22 protein-coding genes are annotated in these 25,262 nt (G+C 57.4%); 19 read left to right on the top strand and 3 right to left on the bottom strand.

The genetic code is table 11. The features are described 5' to 3' along the window. Positions 1–34 precede the first annotated feature (34 nt). The 13 genes from J3352_RS03220 to J3352_RS03280 all read left to right on the top strand — a co-directional run bounded on the left by J3352_RS03220 (position 35) and on the right by J3352_RS03280 (position 13,629). Positions 35–853, top strand: coding sequence for a hypothetical protein (locus J3352_RS03220; protein WP_035393727.1), 819 nt, complete (start codon positions 35–37; stop codon positions 851–853). Between the two features lie 5 nt (positions 854–858). After that, positions 859–1,296 carry a hypothetical protein gene (locus J3352_RS03225; protein WP_097773489.1) on the top strand — a complete coding sequence of 146 codons (438 nt, stop codon included), beginning with the start codon at positions 859–861 and terminating at the stop codon, positions 1,294–1,296. 38 nt (positions 1,297–1,334) lie between these two features. Next, positions 1,335–1,925 carry a hypothetical protein gene (locus J3352_RS03230; protein ID WP_005931631.1) on the top strand — a complete coding sequence of 197 codons (591 nt, stop codon included), beginning with the start codon at positions 1,335–1,337 and terminating at the stop codon, positions 1,923–1,925. A 15-nt stretch (positions 1,926–1,940) separates the two neighbouring features. Continuing rightward, positions 1,941–2,783 carry a hypothetical protein gene (locus J3352_RS03235; protein WP_005931628.1) on the top strand — a complete coding sequence of 281 codons (843 nt, stop codon included), beginning with the start codon at positions 1,941–1,943 and terminating at the stop codon, positions 2,781–2,783. Between the two features lie 17 nt (positions 2,784–2,800). After that, positions 2,801–3,427: a hypothetical protein gene (locus J3352_RS03240; RefSeq protein ID WP_005931626.1), complete on the top strand. Its 627-nt coding sequence runs from the start codon at positions 2,801–2,803 to the stop codon at positions 3,425–3,427. 11 nt (positions 3,428–3,438) lie between these two features. Beyond that, positions 3,439–3,630 (top strand): hypothetical protein, encoded by a 192-nt coding sequence (locus tag J3352_RS03245; RefSeq protein WP_005931622.1) that lies wholly within the window; start codon positions 3,439–3,441, stop codon positions 3,628–3,630. A gap of 16 nt (positions 3,631–3,646) precedes the next feature. Beyond that, on the top strand, positions 3,647–4,690 hold the full coding sequence (locus J3352_RS03250) for a hypothetical protein (RefSeq protein WP_005931619.1): 1,044 nt from the start codon (positions 3,647–3,649) through the stop codon (positions 4,688–4,690). Between the two features lie 25 nt (positions 4,691–4,715). Next, on the top strand, positions 4,716–5,450 hold the full coding sequence (locus J3352_RS03255) for a DUF3137 domain-containing protein (RefSeq protein ID WP_197036519.1): 735 nt from the start codon (positions 4,716–4,718) through the stop codon (positions 5,448–5,450). Positions 5,451–5,667: 217 nt separating this feature from the next. After that, positions 5,668–8,583: a DNA translocase FtsK gene (locus J3352_RS03260; protein ID WP_035393724.1), complete on the top strand. Its 2,916-nt coding sequence runs from the start codon at positions 5,668–5,670 to the stop codon at positions 8,581–8,583. A gap of 28 nt (positions 8,584–8,611) precedes the next feature. Next, complete coding sequence (locus tag J3352_RS03265; RefSeq protein WP_035393721.1) at positions 8,612–9,559, top strand: DNA cytosine methyltransferase; 948 nt, start codon at positions 8,612–8,614, stop codon at positions 9,557–9,559. Beyond that, positions 9,546–10,412: an NgoMIV family type II restriction endonuclease gene (locus tag J3352_RS03270; protein WP_005931608.1), complete on the top strand. Its 867-nt coding sequence runs from the start codon at positions 9,546–9,548 to the stop codon at positions 10,410–10,412. The genes J3352_RS03265 and J3352_RS03270 overlap by 14 nt, the downstream gene beginning before the upstream one ends. 56 nt (positions 10,413–10,468) lie before the next feature. Continuing rightward, complete coding sequence (locus J3352_RS03275; RefSeq protein ID WP_097773490.1) at positions 10,469–12,535, top strand: YgiQ family radical SAM protein; 2,067 nt, start codon at positions 10,469–10,471, stop codon at positions 12,533–12,535. Then, positions 12,508–13,629, top strand: a complete 1,122-nt coding sequence (locus J3352_RS03280) for an MBL fold metallo-hydrolase (RefSeq protein WP_097773491.1) — start codon at positions 12,508–12,510, stop codon at positions 13,627–13,629. The genes J3352_RS03275 and J3352_RS03280 overlap by 28 nt, the downstream gene beginning before the upstream one ends. Before the next feature lie 63 nt (positions 13,630–13,692). Here J3352_RS03280 and uidA read toward each other — a convergent pair whose 3' ends face one another. Then, entirely contained in the window at positions 13,693–15,519 is a 1,827-nt protein-coding gene (gene uidA / locus J3352_RS03285) for a beta-glucuronidase (RefSeq protein WP_156065641.1), read from the bottom strand. A gap of 414 nt (positions 15,520–15,933) precedes the next feature. Here uidA and J3352_RS03290 point away from each other — a divergent pair, with 414 nt between their 5' ends. The 5 genes from J3352_RS03290 (at position 15,934) to J3352_RS03310 (ending at position 22,809) form a co-directional block, all read left to right on the top strand. Beyond that, positions 15,934–17,322 carry an MFS transporter gene (locus J3352_RS03290; RefSeq protein ID WP_156065639.1) on the top strand — a complete coding sequence of 463 codons (1,389 nt, stop codon included), beginning with the start codon at positions 15,934–15,936 and terminating at the stop codon, positions 17,320–17,322. Positions 17,323–17,453: 131 nt separating this feature from the next. Beyond that, positions 17,454–18,656, top strand: coding sequence for an AraC family transcriptional regulator (locus tag J3352_RS03295; protein ID WP_035393717.1), 1,203 nt, complete (start codon positions 17,454–17,456; stop codon positions 18,654–18,656). 381 nt (positions 18,657–19,037) lie between these two features. Beyond that, a complete protein-coding gene (locus J3352_RS03300) occupies positions 19,038–20,081 on the top strand; it encodes a substrate-binding domain-containing protein (RefSeq protein WP_242699857.1) in 1,044 nt (347 codons plus the stop codon). A 169-nt stretch (positions 20,082–20,250) separates the two neighbouring features. After that, the gene (locus J3352_RS03305; protein ID WP_156058487.1) at positions 20,251–21,792 is read left to right on the top strand and encodes a sugar ABC transporter ATP-binding protein; all 1,542 of its coding nucleotides are present in this window, start codon (positions 20,251–20,253) and stop codon (positions 21,790–21,792) included. Positions 21,793–21,810: 18 nt separating this feature from the next. Continuing rightward, positions 21,811–22,809, top strand: a complete 999-nt coding sequence (locus J3352_RS03310; RefSeq protein ID WP_005931572.1) for a beta-methylgalactoside transporter — start codon at positions 21,811–21,813, stop codon at positions 22,807–22,809. A 59-nt stretch (positions 22,810–22,868) separates the two neighbouring features. Here J3352_RS03310 and J3352_RS03315 read toward each other — a convergent pair whose 3' ends face one another. Next, complete coding sequence (locus J3352_RS03315; RefSeq protein ID WP_197036518.1) at positions 22,869–23,027, bottom strand: helix-turn-helix domain-containing protein; 159 nt, start codon at positions 23,025–23,027, stop codon at positions 22,869–22,871. Positions 23,028–23,391: 364 nt separating this feature from the next. On the opposite strand from J3352_RS03315, the gene J3352_RS03320 reads away from it, so the two are divergent. Further along, the gene (locus J3352_RS03320) at positions 23,392–24,321 is read left to right on the top strand and encodes a sugar phosphate isomerase/epimerase (RefSeq protein WP_156065635.1); all 930 of its coding nucleotides are present in this window, start codon (positions 23,392–23,394) and stop codon (positions 24,319–24,321) included. Positions 24,322–24,435: 114 nt separating this feature from the next. Here the strand turns inward: J3352_RS03320 and J3352_RS03325 are convergent, their stop codons facing one another. Beyond that, entirely contained in the window at positions 24,436–25,065 is a 630-nt protein-coding gene (locus J3352_RS03325; protein WP_097773497.1) for a transcriptional regulator, IclR family protein, read from the bottom strand. Positions 25,066–25,262 lie beyond the last annotated feature (197 nt).

The following is a 25,262-nucleotide window of genomic DNA, read 5'->3' on the forward strand; positions in this document are numbered from 1 at the left end:
GAACAAAAATCCCGGAAAAGGAAGGAGGAATACGATGAAACAGAGAAAGAACATCGCTGCCCTGAGCCTGCTGCTGGCAGGGTGCATCTGCCTTTCTGCCTGCGGAGGAGGCACGGCAGAGCCTTCCCCCAGCTCGGAAGCGGAGGAAGCGCCCTATTCTGCACAAAGCCCGGATACATCCTCTGTGACCGAGTTGAGCGACGAACAGCAGGAAGCGCTGGACGACTGGCTCTGGTATGAGCGGGGCGACTACACCTCGGAAAACTGGTACCACATCGGCTCCGACGGCACGGTGGAGATGCACGGCGAATACGGCTCCACCGATGACACCTACACCGCCTACCCCATGAAGGGAACGGTCTACAACATGGAGGGCTTTGACATCGGCCCGGACGATGTGCCTTTCCTGAGCCTTCAGATGGAGGAGAACGTCTTCAACAGCGTGGAGATCATCGAGGACGGACGGGCTTTTCTGACCGGAAATGCAAGCTCCTTCCCGAGTTACTACATCCGCTCCGACTACACCGATGACGAGGACCTGCACAATGCCTGCGTGCTGATGTACCGGCAGTGGCGGCTGGACGAGGAGCATCTGTACCTCAACTTCTACCCCAACCACGGCTTCATCCTGTATGGCCAGAAAGACCTGGGGGACAGCGTCTACGGCTTTGATGCCGACAGCGTGTATACCGGTCAGTGGATGGTGGACGGCGATGCAGTAAGCCTTTTCTGGGACGATGGCACCGAGGACACCGCTGTCCTGATCCCCAATGAGCATCCGGGCGATGTTGGGGAGGACGTGAGCACCCTGAGCATGAACGGCACCGACCTGCTTTTCAACAACAGGTGGTAAAAAAGATGAAAAAACAAATCGGTATCCTGCTGGCGGCAATTCTGATCCTGCTTCTGGGATGGAACCTCCTTTCAGCTCCTGCAGTACGGGAAACTGACCCGCCGGAGGAGGACATTGCCGGAAGCGATTGGCGCACCTGGGGCATCATCGACGATCAGGGGACGCTGGTGCGGGGCGGGGAGGCCATCGACTTCTGCGCCTGCGTCCACACCGGGGACACCGCCCTCTACTATGATACAGAGGATCAGGTGCTGCTGGCCGAACTGGTCTACCCCGCCCCTGTGGAGAATGCGGAGGAACGCTACCTCGGCATGGAGATCACAGACCGGAACGGCGATGGCAGCAGCGATATCCTGCTCCGCTTTTCGCAGGGAAAAGGAACCCTGGAACTGCTCTTCTGCTGGGACCCGGAGACAGAGAACTTTCTGTCTGTTCCGTCATAACCAAATCTGAAATCATTTTGCAATAGGGAGGCATTTTTATGAAAAACACGATGAAACGCACCCTTGGGTTCTTTGCGGCTGCGCTGCTGACCATGACGCTGGCACTCAGCGCCTATGCATCCGGCCACGACCTGACCTTTACCGACAAAGGCAACCGGATGCACGTCAAGGACAAGACCGTTCATGTGCAGACCTATTACCCTTATGAGTATTATGTGCTGGACGTTCTGGACGACGCACTGGTGGTGGCGAACCCCGAATGGGACGACTGTGGTTTTGCGGTCTGCCGCAGGATCACCAATGAATACCTGGACTATACCGGCTCCGATGATGACTTTGTTCTGGACTACGCAGAGGAATATCTGGAGTATGATTTCCAGCAGCTGTACGGCGGTCAGTGGCCCGATACCTCCTGGGAAGTGGTGGATGAGAGCAGCGCCACCAACCGTGTTGCAACCATGCGGGGCTATATCTGGAACGATGAGATGGATGCCTATATGTGGACTGTGATCTACTGGGACACCAGCTACAACAACGTGATGGCCAAGACCTTCTTTGTTCCGGAGTACAACGGCTACGATAAGGCAGACAAGATGGGCAAAAAAGTGAGCAGCACCGTCGGGTGCTGATGGGAGTGATGCGGTATGAGGAAACGGAACCGTGCCCCGCAGGAAAAGATGCCGGATGAGGAGTTTTCCCGCCGCATCCTGTTTTACGGCCATTTGGCAAACCTCTGCGCCTACGGCTGCATTGCAGGTGCCGTGCTGGGTGTTCTGGCAGGCATCCTGCTTGAAAGCTTTGCAGCGGGCTGCGTCATCGTGATGCTTGTGATCGTAGCAGCGGTATTTTTGATCCAGCTGATCCACGCCATGCAGAGCGCTTTGATCCTCGGGCAGCTGGGCGACGGCTTTCTGGATGCACTGCGCAAGGCCTTTGGCCCGCAGCCGGAGCACAAACAGTGGCCCATGAGCAATGAACTGGTGCGGCGTTCCGGGCTTTTTCCGGAGGAATGGGAATCTGCCAGTGCCCGCGGCAGCTACGAGGGCAGCTATCAGGGCATCCCCTTTGCCATGCACAACGCTTCCCTCACCCATGTCTGGGAGGTGCGGGACCCCATGCCCGACGACCCACACAACACCCGCACCTGCTCCAAAACGATCTTCAAGGGGTTGTTTCTGGTCTGCCGGATGCGCAGGCCGGTGGCGCAGGAAGCGTTCGTCCTGCCCGGAAGCCCCCGCCCCGGCTTTGGCCCGGAGTTGGAAAACTGGGAGCAGCAGCTGCGGAGGGCAGTGGATGCCCGGGAACTGCGGATGAGCTTCCGGGGGGATCTGATGTTTGCCGCTTTTGCCACCGACCGGCAGATCATGGCTGTTTCCAAGGATATCGACCCGAAGATCATTGAGGAATACCGCCGCAGTTTTCAGGACTCGGTTGACCTGATGAAGGGTTTGATGGAAGCTGTGGCGCAGAATACGGAGCTGTTCTGAAACAGGAGGAACGACAAATGAAACACATTGCACTTTTGCTTGCCGCACTGCTGGTCTTTTCCCTGACCGGCTGCAGCAGTTCCGAGGCCGCAGGAACGGCTTCGGACACCGACAAGGCGGGAGCCTATGAGGTCATCCCGCCGGAGGACGGCCGGGGCGACCTGATCCCTGCCTCTTCGGACGTGGCGAGTATCCCGGTGCTGGTGGGCGGCGGCCTGCCCTTTACCAGCATGGAAAACCTGATGAACGAGAACTACGAGGATGGCACTTACACCTATGAGGATATGACCCAGGACGGTTCGGTGCTGGTGGTGGATATGGCGTTCCAGTCGCTGCGGACCGACGAGACCGTGGAGGAATACGCAGAATATGCCGCCCAATTTGCGGCCCTGGATACCGGCGAGGGAGAACCCTATAACGTCACCTGCTTCCAGGATGAGGACTACACCCAGAATCTTTCCTACCCGGTGTACATTGTCTGGTACACCACAGGATCGGGGGAGGACCAGCGGGAATGGATGGTCTACACGGTAGACACCGACGACTACACCTATCTCTATGCCTTTGGCACCATTGCTGATGAGGCAGACGACATGCAGGATGTGTTCTACAACATCTGCGATCAGCTTGAGCTGGTGAATTGAGGGCTGAGAATATGACACTGGAACGATCGGTTCTGCTGCTTGTGCTGACGCTGGCCGGGCTGTATGTGCTGCCCCGGCTTTTGCCGCGGAAGCCCCGGCTGCGCCGGGGGCTTCAGGTCCTGTGCATCATGGCGGCAATGCTGGATGCGGCGTATATCCTGCTGACGCTGCTGTTTGTCTGGGCAGCGGGGCAGAAACTTTGAAGAGGAGAAAACGACCATGAAACACAAAACACGTCTGCTGCCCCTTGCCGGCCTTCTGCTGGCGGGAGGCATCCTCTGTACCGGCTGCGGCGGTGCTGCCCCGGCCAGCAGTGCTCCGGCTGCCGTCAGCACGGCTTCCTCTGTGGAGGAGGTCAGTGCCATGGATGGTTACGACTACCTCAATGATTATATCGGTCTGTGGGGCTATTACGACATCGACCTCTGGCTCCGTGTCCATGAGGACAGCACCTTTGAATTCGTCAACTCTGAGGATGAGGCCATTTACACCGGCACGGCAGATGCGGACGAATACGGTATGGATCTCTATTTCGACGATGATACCCCGCAGATGCGGCTGGATCTTTCCGTCAGCGGCGACCTGCTGGAGGTGGGGTCTTCGGATGCGCTGCACCCGGTGGATGCCATCGTCTCCCGGGCGACCTGCTTTGAGAAAAATGGGCTGGAGATCAATGCCGCCGTGGATTCCTCTGACCCCATCCAGCTGGACAGCGGCGTGTGCAGCTTTACCGGAAAGGGCAGCGGCTACAACACCGACCTGTGCTACTGGCAGGTGACAAAGTATAACGATGTGACCCACGACGGCATCCGGGAGATCCAGTTCGATGCGGTCTGCTACATCCCGGATTCCTCCATCCCCTACTTTGGACAGACCTACGAAACCTACATCTCCAGCGAGCTCTACGATGCCTATACCGGCACATGGCTCACGGCATCCACCGCCAGAGGAGATACGGGCCGGGACAAGAACCATTATTATCACACAGTGTACTGGAACGACAACGCTTACGACATCGAGTTCTTCTTCTCCACCGACTGGAATATGAGCAGCACCAGTGACGACAAGATCTTTACCAAGAGCTATGTGGTCTATCTGCCCGAGGATTACGATGGGCTGGTGTTTGCCGCACAGGCGCAGCCGGACAATTATGCCGATGCCATGGCGCTGGACAACTTGGAAAATGTCAGCCCTGAGGGCAACATCATGGATCTTTCCCCGCTGGACCCCTACGCCAGCCTGTACTTTAACATCTGCGGCTGAGCCGGACAGAGGAAAGGAGGACACTATGCCCTATGGAATGCTCTTTGTGATCGCAGTGGTGCTTCTTCTGGGGTGGCTGCACAGCAGCCGGAAGGAGGCCGCACGGCAGGATGCGGATCGCCGCATCGTTCCGGTGGTGCTGGATGCCGTGTTTCAGGAGGTGCAGTTTGCACCCAATGGCCGGATCACCTGCTTTGGAGAATCGGGGCTTCCGCTGCCCCAGTATGACCGCATGACCGGCGGGGAACACGTCCGGGCAAAGTACCGGGGCTATGAGGTGGAGCTGTGTAGCATCGAACTGGACCGGGATGTCAGCTATACGGACCCAGACGACCCCACTGTGGTCAATGCGCCGTCCTATGACACGGTCTACGCCGGTCTGTGGGGCATCTGCCGGTACGGTACACCAATGCCGGTGAGCCTGACCTTTACCCCAAGAGGGAAGCTGGGGCAGCTTGTCCGGAGCGCATCGGTGCAAAACCCCGTGGACGGCTTTGAACAGCAGTTCAAGCTGACAGCAGACGATGACACCGCCCGGAACGTCTGTCTGACGGAGGAAAAATGCCGGAAGCTACTGGCCCTGGCCGGAACAGCCGAGGGCAGCTTCAGCAGAAGCCTGCACCGGGACGGCACCCTGTATTTTGCCGTGGAAAACAACAAGGGGCTTTTCAAGGGCAGCGGCAGTGACGATGTCCTGCGGGAAAAGTTTGCCCGGCAGCTGAAGTGGTGTACCGATGTTATGGATGTTTTTGCACCCTGAATGGGGCTGAAATTAAAAAATGCAGTACCTTCTCTGCGCTTTCTCGCATGGAAGGTACTGCATTTTTGCTTGCTGCCTTATCTGTGCAGAATGGATGCCGCACGCGGCATTCAAGGGTCAAACCGGTCTGCATTCTATAATTGCCACTTGACCCAACCCGTGGTATAATGAAAGAATCGAATACTATGGGAACAAAGGACAGGGGTCAGAACAGAAAATGGCAAAACGAAAGCGAAAAACAACTGCAAAGCGCGCGTCTGCACGCAGAAAAAGCCGGGCCGAGGAGCGGATGCCGGCGGGGCTGGGCACCCTGTTTGTGGGGCTGCTGCTCATCGTGCTGGCGTTCGTGGAGGGGGACTCCGTCTGGAAGAGCGCCCACCAGATCCTATTCGGGCTGTTCGGCTGCGGCAGCTTTGTGCTGGGCGCGGCGGTGTGCTATCTGGCCATCCTCTACACCCGGGGGCAGGACCTGCTGATGCAGGTGTTCAAGCTGCTGCTGGGGCTGATCTTTGCCAGCGGCACGGTCATCGTGTTTTCGGATATCTCCGCCGACTTGACCGCTGCCCAGATGATCGCTGCCTGCTACCAGAACGGCGCAAACGCCTGGCTGGGCGGCGGCGTGCTGGGCACTCTGCTGGGCGGCAACCTGCTCCTGCTCTGCGGGCGGCCTGCGGCCAATCTGGTCATGGCGGTGCTGGCCCTGTGCGCCAGCCTGTATATTTTTGATATCACCCCTGCCGAGTGCTGGCAGTGGCTCTGCAATGTGGGCGGCGGTGTGCATGAAAAAGGCGTGGCGGTCTATGAGCAGAACGCCGCCCGCCGTGCTGAGCGCCTTGCGGCCCGGCAGGCGGAAGAGGAGTACTGCGCCGAGGAACCTGCGGACGATTACGATGATAATTTCGATGAGGAAGACGTGCCCGGCGGCATTCCGGTGCCCGGGTGGCTGTCCGGCGTGTTCAGCTGGGGCCACAAGGTGACCAAGGAGATGGAAGGCGAAGCGGAACCTGCTCCCGTGGACGATTCTCTGGGCTACGAGCCGCCTGCGCCGGTGGAGCCGGAACCGGCTCCCGCCCAGCCTGCCCCAGCCTTTGAGCCGGTCAAGGTGACCTCCAACCATCCCCGCGCGGCGTTTGATATTGATCTTGGGCCGGATACCTCTGTTTCCGAGGGCGGAAGCGAGCCCATTGAGCCCATCATCATCGGGCCGGGCGGCACCTTTGGGCAGGACCCGCTCCAAAAGGCCCCGCCCCGGGCCATCGTCAAACCGGTGGTGCCGGATGCCGTGGAGACTGCCGCCGAGGATTTCTTCGCGCCCGCCGGATCGCCTGCTCCGGCCCCGGTGGTGAATCCCACCGTGCCGCCTGCGGCCCCGGAAGCCCCTGCGGCTGCACCGGCAGAGCCCGTGCAGCCTGAGATGCCGGTGTTCCAGACCCCCACCCTGCCCACTACGGATGAGCCGGTGGTGCCGGTGCGGGTCAGCGCGGAAAACGCGGTGGCCATGCGCAGTGAACCGGACGAGGACGGCTGGATCAGCATTACCAGCGAACCGGTGGAGGAAAAAGACCTGAACACGCTGGTGGCGGCTGCCATGGAAAAACCCGCCGCAGGCGAGCAGGCTGCCGCCACCGCCCCGGCCGAGGAGCCGGAGGTGGTGGAGACCTTCCAGTATCAGTACCCCAGCATCGAGCTGTTTGAAAAGTCTGCCGAGGAGGGGGACCCCGGTGCCCAGGACGAGCTGAAGGCCAACGCCCAGAAGCTGGTGGACACGCTGGAAAGCTTCGGCGTGCGCACCCGGGTGCTGGATATCTCGCGGGGCCCCTCCGTTACCCGGTACGAGGTCCAGCCCATGGCGGGCGTGAAGATCAGCCGCATCACCTCGCTGGCCGATGATATCGCCCTGAACCTTGCCGTGGCCGATGTCCGCATGGAAGCACCCATCCCCGGCAAACCTGCCGTGGGCATCGAGGTGCCCAACCACAAAAAGACCCCCGTTTTTATCCGCAGTGTCTTTGAAAGCCAGGCCTTCCTGCGGATGACTTCGCCCTTGGGCGTGGCGCTGGGCAAGGACATTGCCGGTGTGGCCCAGGTGGCCGACCTGTGCAAGATGCCCCATCTGCTCATCGCGGGCAGCACCGGCAGCGGTAAATCTGTCTGTGTGAACAGCATCATCATCAGCATCCTGTTCCGCTCCAGCCCCGAGGACGTGAAGCTCATGCTCATCGACCCCAAGGTGGTGGAGCTGGCAGAGTACAACGGCATCCCCCACCTGCTGATGCCCGTCATCACCGAGCCGAAAAAGGCGGCGGGTGCATTGAGCAGCGCGGTGCAGGAGATGGAGCGCCGCTACCACCTGTTTGCGGAAAACAATGTCCGTGACATCAAATCCTTCAACAAGCTGGCGGCCACCGATCCCATGCTGGAAAAGATGCCCTATATCGCCATCATCATCGACGAGCTGGCCGATCTGATGATGGTCGTGGGCAAGGACGTGGAGGATTCCATCTGCCGCATTGCCCAGAAGGCCCGTGCCGCCGGAATGCACCTCATCGTTGCCACCCAGCGCCCCAGCGTGGATGTCATCACCGGCCTGATCAAGGCCAACATCCCCAGCCGCATTGCCTTTGCCGTGTCCAGCCAGGTGGACAGCCGCACCATTCTGGATGGTGCCGGTGCCGAGAAGCTGCTGGGCCAGGGCGACATGCTTTTTATGCCTGTGGGCGCGCCCAAGCCGGTGCGTATCCAGGGCACCTTTGTGCGGGATGAGGAGATCAGCCGCGTGCTGGACTTCATCAAGCAGAGCGCCACCGTCCAGTACGACGAGGCCATGATCGAAGCCATGGAAAAGCACGCCATTCAGGATGGCAAGAAGGGCGCATCCTCTGCAGATGCGGATGAGGAGACCGGCAGCGACCCGATGCTCAAGCAGGCCGTTGAGGTGGTCATCGATGCCGGGCAGGCATCCACCAGCCTGCTGCAGCGCCGCTGTAAGCTGGGTTATGCCCGCGCCGCCCGCATCATGGATGAGATGGAGCAGAAGGGCATCATCGGCCCCTATGAGGGTGCCAAGCCCCGCGCTGTCCTCATCAGCCGCCAGCAGTGGCTGGAGATGCAGATGAATCAGCCGGAGGAATAATTATAGTTTTATATAGGAGCAATAACTAATGCGACGGCCTTTAACGTGTGTTGAAATATGTGCAGGTGCGGGAGGGCAGGCTTTGGGTCTTGCAATGGCGGGTTTTGTCCATGTTGCACTTGTTGAATATGAACAAGAGTACTGTAATGTTCTGAAAGCGAACCGTCCGGAATGGAATGTTATTTGTGCAGATGTCCATAAGTTTGATGGTCATCCATATGAAGGAGTGGACTTGCTGGCAGGAGGTGTCCCATGCCCGCCGTTTTCTGTTGCAGGAAAGCAATTAGGTAAGGATGATGAGCGTGACCTGTTTCCGGAAGCAATTCGTTTGATTCGAGAGATTCGTCCAAGAGCTGTTATGCTGGAAAATGTTCGAGGTTTTCTGGACTCTGGCTTCGAGGAATACCGAGACCATATTTTTACAGAGATAAAGAAGCTAGGGTATGTTACACACATTAAATTATTGAATGCCTCAGATTATGGGGTGCCCCAGCTTCGTCCAAGGGTTGTTATAGTTGGAATCCGAAAAGATCAGGCAGGGGCATTTGAATATCCACAAGAGCATCCAAGAGAATCTCCTACGGTTGGAGAGACACTGTGCGATCTGATGTCACAAAATGGATGGAAAGGTGCAAAAAAATGGGCTGAAGGAGCTGATAGGATTGCACCTACACTGGTTGGAGGCTCTAAAAAGCATGGCGGACCGGACCTTGGCCCGACAAGAGCAAAAAATGCATGGGCAGAGCTTGGCGTTGACGGAAAGGGAATTGCAAATGAGGCACCGGAACAGGATTTTGACGGGATGCCACGTCTGACCAGTCGAATGATGGCACGCATCCAAGGTTTTCCAGACACATGGACTTTTGGAAGCAAAAAGACTATTGCCTGTAGAATGATCGGCAATGCTTTTCCGCCACCGGTGGCGCAGGCTGTTGGAATTGAAATCAGGAGGTGCTTAGAAAATGCCGAAAGATGAAGTCTTGATTGCAATGGAACGCAAGAGATACCATGAGAGACTGCTGCAGACTGGTACATTGGCAATCAATGCAAATGGTGTTGCCACAAATGCAGACAAAGACAGTGTGATATCTGTAATGATTGCTAAAGGAATTGCCGAGCAGCTGATGGCAGAAACCAATGAGCGTGTTGCAGGTCAAACAGCAGGAGCGTCATTTGAAATGCTTACGATGGAGTTTGTAAAGAGAACGTTCCCACAGCTGCAACATCTTAGACCGGGCAATTGGGAAGTCCTTAAACTTGGAAATAGAAGCAGGACGAAAACATCAACATTCGCTCAATATGAACATTTGGCGTATTTGACCGAACTGACAAAAGCTAACAGAAAATTGTCAGCTATGATTGGAAATGACTATATGGTAGCACCTGATATTGTTGTTTACCGAAACCTTTGTTCTGATGAGGAAATAAACGCAACAGAACCTATCGTAAATGATACTGTGTGTCGGTATGCTGATTTGAGAGAAAAGAATGGTGGCAAAGCAATCTTACATGCTTCTGTTTCGGCAAAATGGACAATGAGATCTGATCGAGCACAAAACAGTCGTACGGAAGCATTAAATCTGATTCGTAATAGAAAAGGGCATCTTCCGCATATTGTTGTTGTCACGGGAGAACCTCTTCCATCCAGAATTGCATCACTTGCACTTGGGACAGGGGACATTGATTGTGTATATCACTTTGCATTGCCGGAATTGATCGCGTCAGTTAACTCAACAGAACGGGCAGATGTGATAGAAACACTTAAAACATTGGTGGAAGGAAAAAGATTGAAAGATATTTCGGATTTGCCGTTAGATCTTTCCGTATAATGAGATGAATTGCGTTCTAAAAGACTTCATAAGTGTGAAGTGAGGATATAAAGGATATGCAGGAAAATACTTCCCCGATCTATACCGAATTTCTTCCCATCAGCCGGGCGGACATGGAAGCCCGGGGGTGGGATCAGCTGGACTTTGTGGTGGTGGGCGGCGATGCCTACGTTGACCACCCCAGCTTTGGCACCGCCATCATCAGCCGCCTGCTGGAGGCCGAGGGCTATAAGGTCGGCGTGCTGGCCCAGCCCCGTTATTCCGACTGCGAGGACTTCAAGCGGTTCGGCAGGCCGAAGTACGGCTTTTTCATCGGCGGCGGCAACGTGGACAGCATGGTGAGCCACTACTCCGTGGCAAAAATTCCGCGTGCCGAGGACGAATACTCTCCCGGCGGCATCGGCGGCGCGCGGCCTGACCGCAGCGCCACCGTTTACACCAGGCTGGCCAAGGAGGCCTACCCCGACCTGCCTGTGATCCTGGGCGGTCTGGAGGCTTCTCTGCGCCGGTTTGCCCACTACGATTACTGGCTGGACACCGTTCTGCCCAGCATTGCAGAGGACTCCGGAGCCGATCTCATCAGCTTTGGCATGGGCGAGCACCAGACCGTGGAGATCGCCCGGCGGCTGGCGGCAGGGGAGCCGGTGGAGTCCATCACCGATGTGGATGGCACCTGCTACCTGACCGATTTCGACCACCTGCCCGAAAAGTATGTGGAGTGCGCCGGTTTCCGGAAAGTGGCCTCCGATAAGGTGGCCTACGCCAAAGCCTGCCGCATCCAGATGGACAATCAGGATGTGGTCAGCGGCCAGATCATTGTCCAGAAGCAGAGTGAAAAGTACCTTGTGCAGAACATCCCGGCAAAGCCGTTGGTGCGCTGGGAGCTGGACAAGGTGTATGCGCTGCCCTACACCCGCCGCTACCACCCCATCTACGAGAGCATGGGCGGCGTGCCTGCCATCCGGGAGGTGCAGTTCTCCATCATCCAGAACCGCGGCTGCTTCGGCGGCTGCAACTTCTGCGCCATCCAGCTGCATCAGGGCCGCCGGGTCACCAGCCGCAGTGCCGACAGCATTGTGGCCGAGGCCGAGCGGATGACCCATGAGCCTGATTTCAAGGGCTACATCCACGATATCGGCGGCCCCACCGCCAACTTCCGGTTCCCGTCCTGCCGGGAGCAGATGCTGCGGGGCATGTGCAATGGCGGCAAGCACTGCCTGGCCCCCACCACCTGCTCCCACATGATCGTGGATCACAGCGATTACCTCAAGATCCTGCGCCGTGTCCGGGAACTGCCCGGCGTGAAAAAGGTGTTCATCCGCAGCGGCATCCGGTTCGATTACCTGATGGCTGACCCGGACGACACCTTCTTCAAGGAGCTGGTGGAGTATCACGTCTCCGGCCAGCTGAAGGTGGCCCCGGAGCACTGCGCCCCCAACACACTGGCCTACATGGGCAAGCCGCCCATCCAGACCTTCAACAAGTTCAAGGATAAGTTCTACGAGCTGAGCAAGAAGGCGGGCAAAAAGCAGTACCTCGTGCCCTACCTGATGTCCAGCCACCCGGGCAGCACCCTGAGCGATGCCGTCTATCTGGCCGAGTATCTCTACAAAAACCACATGCGCCCCGAGCAGGTGCAGGATTTCTATCCCACCCCCGGCACGGTGAGCACCTGCATGTTCTACACCGGCCTTGACCCCTACACCCTCAAGCCTGTGTTCGTGGAAAAGACTGCGGAGGGAAAAGCGCTCCAGCGCGCCCTGCTCCAGTATTACGAGCCCCGCAATGCCGAAAAGGTCATCAAAGCGCTGAAAATGACCCACAGGGAGGACCTGATCCCGCTGCTGGTGCCCGCCGAGGGCCGCCGCGCGGTCCAGCGCTCTGCCCGCCGGGCCGAGCCTGCCGAGGTGACCATCCACAACGACGGCACCTATACCGTCCGCTCCAACAAGGGCAGGGGAGGCAGGAATCAGAGCCGCGGAGCCGCCCCGGCCCGCACCGCAGGCGGCCGCCAGCCCAGCCCCGGCGCACGCTTTGCGCCCAACGGCACGGCACCCCGTAAGCCGAAGAATGATCAACAGAAAGAGAATACATCGTGGAAAACTTCAAAAAAGAAAAAGTAAGCCTCTGGCGGCGCATTGCCGCTCTGGCCCTGGCGGCGGCGCTGGCCCTTGGCCTTGCCGCCTGTGATGCCTCGGCGGTGGTGCCGGGCAGCAGCACCCCTACGGTCAGCACTGCCCAGCCTGCCGGAGACGGCCAGACCGCCAACTTCGAGATGCACTTCCTGGATGTGGGGCAGGCCCTGAGCGTGCTGGTGGAATGTGACGGCCAGTATATGCTCTACGACGGCGGCAACGTGGACGATGGCAGCTATGTCGTCTCTTACCTGCAGAATCTCGGCGTGGAGGAGCTGCAGTATGTGTTCTGCTCCCACGCCCATGAGGATCATGTGGGTGGCCTGTCCGCTGCGCTGGCCTATTTCCCGGCAGACCATGTGTACAGCCCCGTGACGGAAGCCTCCACCAAATGCTTTCAGGATTTCGTCAAGTACACCCAGCAGCAGGGCCTGCAGGTGGAAGTGCCCGCTGCGGGCACGGTCTGGCCGCTGGGCAGCGCCACTGTGACCATGCTGGGCCCTGTGGCGCAGTATGACAACACCAACGATACCTCCATCGTCCTGCGGGTGGATTACGGCTCCACCAGCTTTCTGCTCACCGGCGATATGGAATCGGATGCGGAGCGCGACCTTGTGAACAGCGGGGCCAACCTGAAGGCAGATGTTCTGCAGGTGGGCCACCACGGTTCCAGCACCAGCACGAGCTACATCTTCCTGAACGCCGTCCTGCCCGAGATGGGCATCATCTCCTGCGGTGTGAACAACAAGTACGGCCACCCCCACGAGGAGACCCTGAGCATCCTGCGGGATGCGGGCGTGGATGTTTACCGCACGGACCTGCTGGGGGCCATTGTGATCGGTTCCGATGGACAGAACTATACCATCCGCACCGAGAAAACGGCTACCGATGCTGAGCTCAACCACACCGACCCGGCGGCAGCGTCCACCGCGCAGCAGGGGTATATCGGCAACGTGAACAGCAAAAAGTTCCACCTGCCCAGCTGTGCAAACCTCCCTGCGGAGAAGAACCAGATCCTCTTCTCCAGCTACGAGGAGGCCATTGCGGCAGGGTACAGCCCGTGCTCGAGCTGCATCAAGTAAAAGCATATCAAACAAGCAACGCCCTGCCGGGACAAACCGGCAGGGCGCTGCTGTTTTCTGGGATCATTTTTTTCGCTTCTTGAAATCGACCGGCAGAGTTGTCCACCGCTCCCGGAAGAGATACGCCGCATCCTTGGGCTGGCGCTGGCGGGTAAAGATGCCTTTTTTGTTGCCGTCCACCCGCAGGATGCCTTCGGTGGTCTGGAAATCGGCAAAATTCCACACCAGCTCACCCTGCACGAAATCGTAGTGGTCGAACACGGCGTGGGTCATCTCCAGATATTCATTCTGGTACTCGGCACTCCACATCACACTGGGGAGCTTGTGCGCACCGCTCAGGTTGTCGGTGCCGTACTCAGTGAAGATGAGCGGGCGGCCATGCAGGACTTTTGCCCAGCCGTCCATCTCATGGTGGAAGGCGGCTTCGGCATCTGCCAGCCCGGCCCCGCCCAGTACATACCAGCCATAGTAGCGGTTCAGGCTGACGAAATCGGCAAAGCGCTGGCCCTTGCTGGTGTCGGGCAGGCTGGTCATCAGGACCGTATAAGTACGGGGGCGCTTCTGGGGGTCGAGGCGGCGGGCCAGCTCGAACAGGGGCTTGAAGTATTCCTCGGTGCCCGCGCTGGTGCACTGAGGCTCGTTGAGCAGGCTCCATGCGATGACCGAGGGATGGTTTTTGTCCCGGTCGATCATATCGGTCAGGGCTGCCTTGTGGTTCTTGAGCAGCGCAGGCGTGGTCTCCTTCTCAAAAAAGCCCTGCTGCCTGCCGTTGCCCTGATTGGCGGCCAGGAAGTTGGCTGTGCTCTGCAGAAAGCCCACGGCGGGGACTTCGTCAATGATGAGGAAGCCCTCCTCATCGGCCATCTGGTAGATCTCCTCAGCGTAGGGGTAGTGGCTGGTGCGGAAGCAGTTTGCGCCGATCCACTTCATCAGCTCAAAATCCCGCTTGACGGTGGGCAGGTCGAGCCCACGGCCCCGGATGTCGGCATCCTCGTGCCGGCCGAAGCCCCGCAGATAGACCGGGCTGCCGTTGAGCAGGAAACGCCCGTGCCGGATCTCAAAGGTGCGGATGCCGATCCGGTCCAGATACTCGTCCACCACCGCACTGCCCTCGTGGATGCGGATGACCAGATCGTAGAGATAGGCGGCGTGGACATTCCACAGCTTGGCGTTTTTGACCACCAGCGTGCCGGTGGTGCCGGAGCTTTCGGCCACCCGGGTGGTGCCGTCGTAAAGCTCCACAGTCACGGGGTGGGGGCCGTTGGTGGACACGGTATAGTCGATCTCGGCCCCGGTCTCGGTCAGGCGGTATCGGGTGGAATAGTCCAGCACCCGCTCCTTGGGCAGGGCCATCAGCCAGACGGGCCGGTGGATGCCGGAGTAGTTGTAAAAATCAAAGTAGGGTGCGGCGATCTTTCTGCCATCCGCAAGGGTGCGGGTGGTGCCTGCGGGCAACATCGTCTCGCTGAGCTCGTTGTTCGCCAGAACACTGAGCTTGTTGAACTGGTTGTAGCGCACGATGTTGGTCACGGTGGCATCAAAGGGCAGGAAGCCGCCCTCGTGCTGGGCCACCTCCACGCCATTGACAAAGACCCGGGCCCGGTGGGTGACCGAGCCAAACCGGAGAACGATGTCCCAACCGCTCCATTCCGCAGGGACAAAAAAGCTGGTCTCGTACCAGAAATCACCGCAGTATTCGCGGGAGGCCTTGTCGGTGAACAGGTCGCAGAAGGAGGCGGGCACCGGCATGGAAAGAGAGGAGGGCAGTTCGAGCGCCCATCCGGCCTCCACACCCTTGCTCTCGGGGTCGAAGCTGAAACGCCACATCCCGTCCAGGCCGATGAGACGGCGGGTGGTGGTAGCGCGGGGATACAGCAGGGAGCGGTTCATCAGGATGACCTCACATTCATCAGCCCGGCGGCATTTTGCGTGCCACAGGGGCGTTTATTGTCTTTATACCCAGTATGACAGAAATTTTATAAAAGGGATAGAAAGATTTTTGAATAAATCCAGACTTTTTTCAGGAAAACAGGCGCTGCTCTGGGCAGAATACCTATTATCTTCGTCCGGGTTTAAAAACTTCCGTAAAGAGTGCCACAAAAAGTGAATGCTGGGAAAAAGAGGAAAAACAGAATGTGAACGAACTGTGAAAATATACAAAAATAATACCTTAAAATTGTACGAATTCACCTAAAAAATATTCTAACATTTTTTGATAAAAGTTTGTCATAATATTGGAGTACAAACTTGGATACAGCAGAAGAGACGCTGTACCGCTTGAATTGACCACCGAAGGAGAATACAATGGCAAATGAAATGCAAAAGACCACCCCGTTTGGGATGCGGGACAAGGTCGGCTATATGTTCGGCGATTTCGCCAACGATTTTACTTTTATCCTGTCGTCCAGCTTCCTGATGAAGTTCTATACCGACGTGATGGGCGTGAGCGCCGGTGTTGTGGGCATGATCATGATGATCGCCCGCTTTGTGGATGCCTTCACCGATGTGACCATGGGCCAGATCGTGGACCGCTCCAATCCCACCAAGGACGGCAAGTTCCGCCCCTGGCTCAAGCGGATGTGCGGCCCTGTGGCCATCGCATCCTTCCTCATCTTCCAGTCCGGTCTGGCCGGGATGTCCTACGGCTTCAAGGTGGCATGGCTCTTTGTGACCTATATCCTATGGGGCTCCATCTTCTACACCTCCGTCAACATCCCTTACGGCTCCATGGCTTCCGCCATCTCTGCTGACCCCAAGGACCGCGCAGAGCTGTCCACCTGGCGTACCATCGGCAGCACCCTGGCCAGCCTTGTGATCGGCGTTGGCACCCCCATGGTGGCTTACGTCACCGTCAATGGCCAGACGGTCCTCTCCGGCAGCCGCATGACCATCATTGCAGGCGTTTTCTCTGTCTGCGCCATCCTCTGCTACCTGCTCTGCTTCAACCTGGTGCGTGAGCGTGTGGATGTGCCCGCCAACAACAGCAAGATGGACATTGGCAAGATGCTCAAGAGCGTGTTCACCAACCGTGCCCTGCTGGGCATCATTGCTGCCGCCCTCTTCCTGCTGCTGGCCATGCTGACCATGCAGGGCATGGCAGGCTATGTGTTCCCCAACTTCTACGGCAGCGCCGCCGCCCAGTCTACCGCTTCTCTGCTGAGCAGCGTGCTGATCCTGCTCGTCTGCGCACCCTTTGCCTCCAGGCTGGCCAGCCGGTTCGGTAAAAAAGAGCTGGCCACCGTATCCTGCATCGTGGCCACGGTGCTGGAGGTCATCTGCTTTGTTCTCAAGCCCGCCAATGTCTGGGTCTATGTCGGCTTCTTCTGCGCCGCCTTCATCTGCCTGGGCTTCTTCAACACCATCATCTGGGCAATGATCACCGATGTCATCGATGATTCCGAGGTCCGCAACGGCATCCGTGAGGACGGCACCATCTATGCGGTCTACTCCTTTGCCCGCAAGCTGGGTCAGGCGTTCTCTTCCGGCCTGACCGGCGGCCTGCTGACCATGATCGGTTACAGTGCTGCCACTGCCTTTGACCCGGAGGTCACCATGGGCATCTTCAACATCTCCTGTATTGCCCCCGCCATCGGCTTTGTGGCCGTGGCCCTGAGCCTGTTCTTCATCTACCCCCTGACCAAACAGAAGGTGGAAGAGAACGTGGCCGCACTGGCACAGCGCCATAATAAGTAAGGAAACGGATCAAGCCGCCCACGGGAAATTCCTGTGGGCGGCTTGTTTCTGCTTCAAAATTGATGTATACTAATATATCAGGAATGACACAATGGCACGAGCGGAACAACAGGAAAAAGGAGCGGTGTACGATGCGGGTGGATCCTTTGCAGATCCTTACAAAGCTGGCAGCGGTGCAGAATATCCCGACCCGGCGGGTCACCCCGCCCTTTGAGGGGTTGGAAGAGTTTGACTACGGCCTGCGGCGATCGCTGGACCCCCAGTTCGACTGGCAGGAGTTCGGCCAGCTGCTGCTGGACAGCACCCCTGAGAATACCCTGCTGCTGGTGGAGGGCACCTTTGAGCTGCACTTTGCCCTGTTCCGCATCCCCGATGAAAAAAACACGGTCTTTCTCATTGGACCCTGGACGGTGGGCCCCCGCACCCAGAGCGCCCGCAAATGGGTCAGACGCTATCTGGGGGAAGCCGGAGAGGCCGCTGTGCAGGAGTACTACAACGGCGTGAAGATCCTGGAGGCCAGCGATTTCTATGGAGCTTTGCGGGTTGTGGTGGATACGATGTTCGGTTGCACTGTCCCGGTGCAGGAGCTGAAGGAATTCCTGCCCTTCCAGTTCCACCCGGATACCCGCTATTTCCACGAGCCGGAGTTCCAGAAGGAGATCCCGGTCACCATGCTGGAGCAGCGGTATGAATCGGAGAACCGCATTCTGGACGCGGTGGCCCGGGGCGATGAGGAAGCCGCCATCGAGGCCATGCACCAGCACTCCCGCTTTACCTACGGCGGCCGGTTCGAGGGGACGCTCTACCAGCAGAAGAACAAGATGATCGTGCTGAACACCCTGCTGCGCAAGGCAATTGAGCCCAGCAAGGTGCATCCCTATTATATTGATGCCATTTCCAGCAAGTACAGCCGCATCATTGAGGAAGCCAACGAGGTGCCCAACGAGATGATGTGGCAGATGACGCGGGATTACTGTGCCTATGTCCGCCGCTACTCGCTGAAGGAGTATTCGCCCGCGGTGCAGAAGGTGATGAACTACGTCAACCTGAACGTGGCCGAGCCGCTGACGCTGAAAAGTCTGGCCGCCATGTGCTTCATCAGCCCATCGTACCTGTCGGCATTGTTCAAGCAGGAGACCGGCAGCACTCTGATCGATTATATCAACACCCAGCGCGTCAACCGCGCGGCCCAGCTGCTGGTGCAGAACAACCACACCATTGCCGCCGTGGCCGAGGAAGTGGGCATTCTGGACGTGAATTATTTTACAAAGATCTTCAAAAAGACGCTGGGAGTCACCCCTACCCGCTACCGCCGCGAACACAAAGAAAAGTGAAAAATGAAAAAAATGCCCGGTTTTTCCCGGAAATGTACGTTTTGTGCAAAACTCCCGGGAAAAACGGGCATTTTCTGTACAGAGAAATTTGTTGCATGAACAGAATGATGTTGTAACCATTTTGAAAGGATTTATGGATTTTTGGCATGAAATTTGGATGTATGTTGCATTTTTGACTTATTTTGTGCTTCATAGCAAAAAGAATGTTGTACACAACAATATCAACTGTGAGGAGTGCACAAAGAAATGACCGGAATCTTGTGAACTTGTCCCATTGCGAATGATTTTCCAGACGGTTATAATACAAACAGAAACCATGGAACATACATGTAAGTATATTCCATGAGATGCTGTGATATGCGAATGAAGGAGAACAAGATTATGAAAATGATTTCCCGTCGTGACTTTATGAAGGCTTCTGCTGTTGTGGGTGCTGCCGGCGTTCTGACCGCCTGCGGCGGCTCCTCCAGCTCCACTGCTGCTTCCTCTACCGCCGCTTCCTCTGCAGCTGCTTCTTCTGAGGCTGCAACCGGCAGCGCAAACGTCGGTGTCTGCATCTATCAGTTTGCTGATAACTTTATGACCCTGTACCGCACCGACCTGGAAGAGTACCTGAAGGATAAGGGCTACGCCGTGACCATCGTTGACGGCAAGAACGACCAGAACACCCAGACCGAGCAGATCAACACCTTCCTGCAGCAGGGTGTGGACGTGCTGATCATCAACCCTGTTCAGACCACCTCTGCACAGACCATCGTGGATACCATTTCTCCCTCCGGCACTCCCATCGTCTTCATCAACCGTGAGCCCGAAAAGGCTGTTCTGGATTCCTACGCAGGCAAGTGCTGCTACGTTGGCGCTGACGCACGTCAGTCCGGTACTTACCAGGGCGAGCTGATCCTGGAGACCGAGACCCAGGGCGATATCAACGGCGACGGCAAGATCACCTACATCATGTGCAAGGGCGACCCCGAGAACATCGATGCTCAGTACCGCACCGAGTACTCCATCAAGGCTCTGACCGATGCCGGCAAGGAAGTGGAGTGCCTGTACGAGTACCTGGACAACTGGGATCAGACCACCGCACAGCAGGACGTTGCAAACGCTCTGGCACAGTACGGCGAGAAGATCGAAGTTGTCTTCTGCAACAACGACGCAATGGCTCTGGGCGCTCTGCAGTCCATCGAGCAGGCTGGCCGTACCGTTGGCAAGGACATCTACCTGGTCGGTGTTGACGCACTGAAAGAGGCTGTCCAGAACGTTGTTGACGGCAAGATGACCGGTACCGTTCTGAACGACGACGTGGGCCAGGCTACCGCTGCTGCCGAGGCTACTCAGCTGTTTGTTGAGGGCAAGGACGTTGAGGAGTACTACTGGGTCGACTACGTCAAGGTCACTACCGAGAACGCAGCACAGTACCTCTAATTCCTGTAGCACAAAACTCACGTTTGCAAGGTACGCAGTGAGTCCTATGGCTTGGTAAAAGCTTAAAAGCGCGTGCGTGCGAGATTTCTCTCGGGCGCACGCGCCTTCTTTTGGAAAGAAAGGACGCACCGCGCGGCCTGCAAATTGCAAGATAAGGAGGCTCTGCGGAATGTCAGAATACCGTCTGGTAATGAAAGGCGTGGTCAAGACCTTCCCCGGCGTAAAAGCGCTGGACCACGCGCAGTTGGAGCTCCGCCCCGGTAAAGTTATGGCCCTGATGGGCGAAAACGGTGCCGGTAAGTCCACCCTGATGAAGTGCATGTTCGGCATTTACAAGATGGACGAGGGCGAGATCGAATACGAGGGAGAAAAGGTCGTTATTGCGAACCCGTTGGAAGCACTGGGCCGCGGCATTGCCATGGTGCATCAGGAGTTGCAGCCCATCCCGGCCCGTACCGTGGCTGAGAATATCTGGCTGGGCCGCTACCCCACCAAAAAGATTGGCCCCATCACCATTGTGGACCACAGCAAAATGTATGCCGATACCGATGCACTGCTGAAGAAGCTGAAGCTGCAGATCAATTCCCACGCAAAGCTGGGCAGCCTGAGCATTGCCCAGATGCAGATGGTGGAAATTGCAAAGGCTGTTTCCGCAAACTGCAAGGTGCTGATCCTGGACGAGCCCACCTCCTCCCTGACCGCCAACGAAGTGGAATCGCTGTTCCGCATCATGCGTGAGCTGAAGGAGCAGGGCGTTGCACTGGTTTACATCAGCCACAAGATGGACGAGATCAAGGTCATTGCTGACGAAGTGACCATCATGCGTGACGGCCATTACATCGGCAAGTGGGACGTTGCCAACATGACCAAGGAGCAGATCATCGCCAAGATGGTGGGTCGTGAGCTGTCCAATCTGTTCCCGCCGCTGGAGAACCACCCCTCCGAGGAAGTGATGATGAAGGTGGAGGACTTCACCTCCATCCATCCGCGCTCCTTCCGCCATTGCAGCTTTGAGCTGAAAAAGGGCGAGATCCTGGGCGTGGCTGGTCTGGTGGGCGCACAGCGCACCGAGCTGATGGAAGGCATTTTTGGTCTGCGTGCACACACCTCCGGCAGGGTGTGGATCAAGGGTGAAGAGGTCCACATCAAGCAGCCCCGCGATGCCATCCGGAAGAGCGTGGCTCTGCTGACCGAGGACCGCCGCGCAACCGGCATCATGGGTGTGCTGAGCGTGGCCGACAACATCTCCATTGCATCGCTGGACGCTCTGCGCAAGGGCCCCATCATGCTGGATGACAAGAAGATTTTGGATCTGGTGGCGACCAATAAGGAAAAGATGGCCATCAAGGTGCCCAGCCCCAAGACCCAGATCAAGAGCCTGTCCGGCGGCAACCAGCAGAAGGTGCTGATCGCCCGCTGGCTGGCAAATAACCCCGATGTCCTGATCCTGGACGAGCCCACCCGCGGCATCGACGTTGGTGCAAAGTACGAGATCTACTGCATCATTGCCGATCTGGCCAAGCAGGGCAAGAGCATCATTATGATCTCCTCTGAAATGAGCGAGATCATTGGCATGTCCAACCGCGTCATGGTCATGTGCGATGGCCGCGTCACCGGCTTCATCGACGGCAAGGACGCGACCCAGGAGAACATCATGGAGCTGGCTACCCAGTTTGAGACCGCGCCCGAAACGGCAGCGGCCAATCAGTAAACAAGGAGGCTGTCTATTGTGGAAGCTACCAAGAAATTAACGGGTAAATCCGTAAAGAAATGGCTGGGCAACAATGCCATTATCGTTCTGATGCTGCTCGTCTCTCTGTTCGTCGGCATCATCCATCCGAACTTTTTTGCACCTGCAAACCTGATCAACCTGTTCAAGAACGTGTCCATCCGCTACATCATCGCGCTGGGCATCTCCGGCTGTCTGATCACCACCGGCAACGACCTGTCCGCAGGCCGTCTGGCTGGTTTTGCTGCCTGCCTGGCCTGCATCTTTGCGCAGACCGAGGGCGCTGCCGGTAAGTTCTACCCCAACATGCCCACTCTGCCCACCCCTGTGGTGTTCATTCTGGTCATTGCCATCTGCGCCATTGTGGGTCTGTGCAACGGTCTGGTCGTTTCTTACCTGAAGGTCCAGCCCTTTATCGCAACTCTGGGTATGCAGCAGGTCGTCTACGGTATCTGCCTGGTCTACACCGGCGGTACCCCCATCGGCTCCCTGAACAAGAACTTTACCTCTCTGGCCTCCAACACCATCCTGAAGGTCCCCGTGCTGATCTGGATCGCCCTGGTCGTGGCTGTGTGCTTCTGGTTCCTGTACAACAAGACCCGTCACGGCAAGTACATGTACGCCATCGGCGGCAACGAGGCTGCTGCTGAGGTTGCCGGTGTCAACGTTTACGCCACCAAGATCCGCATCTACATCCTGGCCTCCTGCATGTTCGGTCTGGCAGGCTGCCTGCTGGCTGCAAAGTCCGGCGGCGCATCCGTCAACACTGCAATGGGCTATGAGCTGGATGCCATTGCGGCTTCTACCATCGGCGGCGTTTCTACCACCGGCGGTGTCGGCACTGTGCCCGGCATTCTGGTCGGCGTTCTGGTCTTTGAGCTGATGAAGGTCGCTCTGCAGTTTATGAACGTCAACTCCTCTTACACCTATATCGTCCAGGGCCTTGTCATCATCGTGGCTGTGGCCATCGATATCCGTAAGTACCTGGCAAAGAAGTAATTCCTCATTCGCATACAGAGAAGCCCCCCGCCGGTTCTCCCGGCGGGGGGCTTCTGCTGTTATTTTCCCAGCTGCCGCTGCTGCAGGCGGTATTGGCGGGGTGTCAGCCCCTCCTGCTGCTTGAACAGGCTTCCAAGGTGGCTGGCGGAGGCAAACCCCAGCTCGGCAGCAATGTCACTGACGCTTTTTTCCGTGGTGAGCAGCAGCAGATGATCCATCCACATTGAATTCGTGATGGGGAGCGCCCGGTCAAATGCTGCACGATATAGGGCAACGGCGTGCTCCGGATTGCCCGCAGCGATGGAGTCAAGGATATCCTGTGCGCTGCCTAATGTTACAAAATAGCCCTCCGCGTTTTCTCGCCCACTCTCCGAAAAAGTTGGAGAACTTTTTCTTTTTCGTTGAATTGCACAAGAACTTGCCTCCCTGTTTGGCGGTTGCGTTGAATTTATGAACGTTCTTTGAATTTTGATATTTTCCTTCGATTTATTATAACATAGCTCCCGGAAGAGTGGTATACTACAAGCCAGGAACAGTACTGTTAAGTTCGGAAAACAAAGATCGGTGAATGAGGTGTGTCTTATGAGTGTTTACGAAAAAATTTCCGGTTTTGCGGATGAGATCAGCCAGGACTTTGACCAGCAGCTCAAAACTGTGACGGATCTGGGGATGAAGTATATCTGCATCCGCAGCGCCGAGCACAAGGGCATTGCCGATTACACCCCCGAGGAAGTGCGCACCGTTCTTCTGCCGAAGCTGCGGGCCGCAGGCGTGGGCGTTTCTAGCCTGGGTACGGCCATCGGCAAGGTGGAGGTGGACGATGAAGAGGGCTTTGCCAAGCAGCTGGAGCAGCTGGAAACGCTCTGCGAAACGGCCAAGCTGCTGGACTGCTCCTTCATCCGGATGTTCAGCTTCCTCATCCCCAAGGATGCCGATGCAGACGGCTATACCGATGTGGTGCTGGATAAGCTGCGTCAGTTTATCCGGATCGCGGAAAAGCATGACATTGTCCTGCTCCATGAAAATGAGAAGGGCATCTACGGGGACACCGGTGCCCGCTGCAAATTGCTGTTCGACCGGCTGGCCTGCCCCCACTTCAAGGCGGCGTTTGATTTTGCCAACTTTGTCCAGTGTGAGCAGGACACCGCGGAGTGCTGGGAATTGCTCCATGACCAGATCGCTTATATCCACATCAAGGATGCTCTGCCCGGCTACCTGCTGAATGTGCCCGCAGGCACCGGCCTTGGCAAGATCCCTGAGCTGCTTCGCCGTGCTTTCTGCGAGGAGGGCTACCACGGCTTCCTGACGCTGGAGCCCCATCTGGCAATGTTTGATTTCTTTGCACCAGGAGCCAAAGGCGGTAAGAGCCAGAAGCTCCAATTTGAGAATAACCCGATCGTCGAGAAGATGAAGTCCGAGATGGCCGAGCCGGGCCGCCCCAAGGACGGCGCAGAAGCTTACGCCACCCAGTATCATGCACTGGTCGAGATCCTGAATCCCATTCTCAATTGATATCCACTCTCCGTTTACCATAAGTTGCCACAGCAGAAGCCCCCCGCCGGGAGAACCGGCGGGGGGCTTCTGCTATTAGCGTGTATTGCAGCGGGAAAGGGGAACACACTCCACTCAGCGGCCCACGATGAGGTCGCGGCGGCAGCGCAGGCCGACCATCAGGAAAGCGCTGTCGCCCAGCTGCCGCAGCACCACCCGCTGGGTGTCGGTCTGGCCCTCACACAGCAGGGAAAGGTTCAGGGTGGTGGAACCCTTCTCCGTGGTGAGCACCAGCGTGGATACGCCCTGATTCATCAGGGCCTTCATGTCCTGAATGGTGGTGCGGAAGGTGGCGGCGCAGTCCGGCACGTCCAGCGTCAGGACACGGCCCTCCTGCCGGGCGGTGTAAAGGACCTGACGGCCCAGCAGACCCTTGACGGTGTACCGGACTTCGGTGGTCTTTGCCTCGTCAGCGGAGATCAGCATGATGTCGCCCTGAATGGGGTCACCCTCCGGTGCGCCGTAGCCGCCGTAGGCGGGGTCGGTCTCGCCCACGGCAACGTCGCCGCTGTGCAGCGCGATCTCGCCCTGAAGCATTACGCTTTCATCCTGCGGGGGCAGGTAGCCTGCAACAACGGTGTCATCGGCGGCAGCCGCAGCGGCAGGCTCCTCGGCAAATGCGCCGACGCTCATGGGGATGGCAAGGGACAGCACCAGGGCTGCGGCAATGGCCTGACGGCCCAGCATTGTATTCAGAATCTTCATAAGAAATATACCTCCTGTACTATGGACGAAAAACCGCCCGTTCTGTAATGAATACGGAACGGGCGGCTGGTTTATTGCAGGGGGAAGGAAATTTTTATGGAACGTTAAACCCCTCAGTCACGCTCCGCGTGACAGGTCCGGGTTGCGGCACCCAGCATCCACTTCGTGTTGTAAACAACACTTGTGTCTTGCTGGCC

This window comes from Faecalibacterium sp. Marseille-Q4164, assembly GCF_017377545.1.
GTDB classification, from domain to species: domain Bacteria; phylum Bacillota; class Clostridia; order Oscillospirales; family Ruminococcaceae; genus Faecalibacterium; species Faecalibacterium duncaniae.

What these genes read in the sequence shown, in the direction of transcription:
- J3352_RS03220 (WP_035393727.1), top strand. Translation starts at nt 35, where the DNA reads ATGAAACAGAGAAAGAACATCGCTGCCCTGAGCCTGCTGCTGGCAGGG.
- J3352_RS03225 (WP_097773489.1), top strand. Translation starts at nt 859, where the DNA reads ATGAAAAAACAAATCGGTATCCTGCTGGCGGCAATTCTGATCCTGCTT.
- J3352_RS03230 (WP_005931631.1), top strand. Translation starts at nt 1,335, where the DNA reads ATGAAAAACACGATGAAACGCACCCTTGGGTTCTTTGCGGCTGCGCTG.
- J3352_RS03235 (WP_005931628.1), top strand. Translation starts at nt 1,941, where the DNA reads ATGAGGAAACGGAACCGTGCCCCGCAGGAAAAGATGCCGGATGAGGAG.
- J3352_RS03240 (WP_005931626.1), top strand. Translation starts at nt 2,801, where the DNA reads ATGAAACACATTGCACTTTTGCTTGCCGCACTGCTGGTCTTTTCCCTG.
- J3352_RS03245 (WP_005931622.1), top strand. Translation starts at nt 3,439, where the DNA reads ATGACACTGGAACGATCGGTTCTGCTGCTTGTGCTGACGCTGGCCGGG.
- J3352_RS03250 (WP_005931619.1), top strand. Translation starts at nt 3,647, where the DNA reads ATGAAACACAAAACACGTCTGCTGCCCCTTGCCGGCCTTCTGCTGGCG.
- J3352_RS03255 (WP_197036519.1), top strand. Translation starts at nt 4,716, where the DNA reads ATGCCCTATGGAATGCTCTTTGTGATCGCAGTGGTGCTTCTTCTGGGG.
- J3352_RS03260 (WP_035393724.1), top strand. Translation starts at nt 5,668, where the DNA reads ATGGCAAAACGAAAGCGAAAAACAACTGCAAAGCGCGCGTCTGCACGC.
- J3352_RS03265 (WP_035393721.1), top strand. Translation starts at nt 8,612, where the DNA reads ATGCGACGGCCTTTAACGTGTGTTGAAATATGTGCAGGTGCGGGAGGG.
- J3352_RS03270 (WP_005931608.1), top strand. Translation starts at nt 9,546, where the DNA reads ATGCCGAAAGATGAAGTCTTGATTGCAATGGAACGCAAGAGATACCAT.
- J3352_RS03275 (WP_097773490.1), top strand. Translation starts at nt 10,469, where the DNA reads ATGCAGGAAAATACTTCCCCGATCTATACCGAATTTCTTCCCATCAGC.
- uidA (WP_156065641.1), bottom strand. Translation starts at nt 15,519, where the DNA reads ATGAACCGCTCCCTGCTGTATCCCCGCGCTACCACCACCCGCCGTCTC.
- J3352_RS03290 (WP_156065639.1), top strand. Translation starts at nt 15,934, where the DNA reads ATGGCAAATGAAATGCAAAAGACCACCCCGTTTGGGATGCGGGACAAG.
- J3352_RS03295 (WP_035393717.1), top strand. Translation starts at nt 17,454, where the DNA reads ATGCGGGTGGATCCTTTGCAGATCCTTACAAAGCTGGCAGCGGTGCAG.
- J3352_RS03300 (WP_242699857.1), top strand. Translation starts at nt 19,038, where the DNA reads ATGAAAATGATTTCCCGTCGTGACTTTATGAAGGCTTCTGCTGTTGTG.
- J3352_RS03305 (WP_156058487.1), top strand. Translation starts at nt 20,251, where the DNA reads ATGTCAGAATACCGTCTGGTAATGAAAGGCGTGGTCAAGACCTTCCCC.
- J3352_RS03315 (WP_197036518.1), bottom strand. Translation starts at nt 23,027, where the DNA reads ATGGATCATCTGCTGCTGCTCACCACGGAAAAAAGCGTCAGTGACATT.
- J3352_RS03320 (WP_156065635.1), top strand. Translation starts at nt 23,392, where the DNA reads ATGAGTGTTTACGAAAAAATTTCCGGTTTTGCGGATGAGATCAGCCAG.
- J3352_RS03325 (WP_097773497.1), bottom strand. Translation starts at nt 25,065, where the DNA reads ATGAAGATTCTGAATACAATGCTGGGCCGTCAGGCCATTGCCGCAGCC.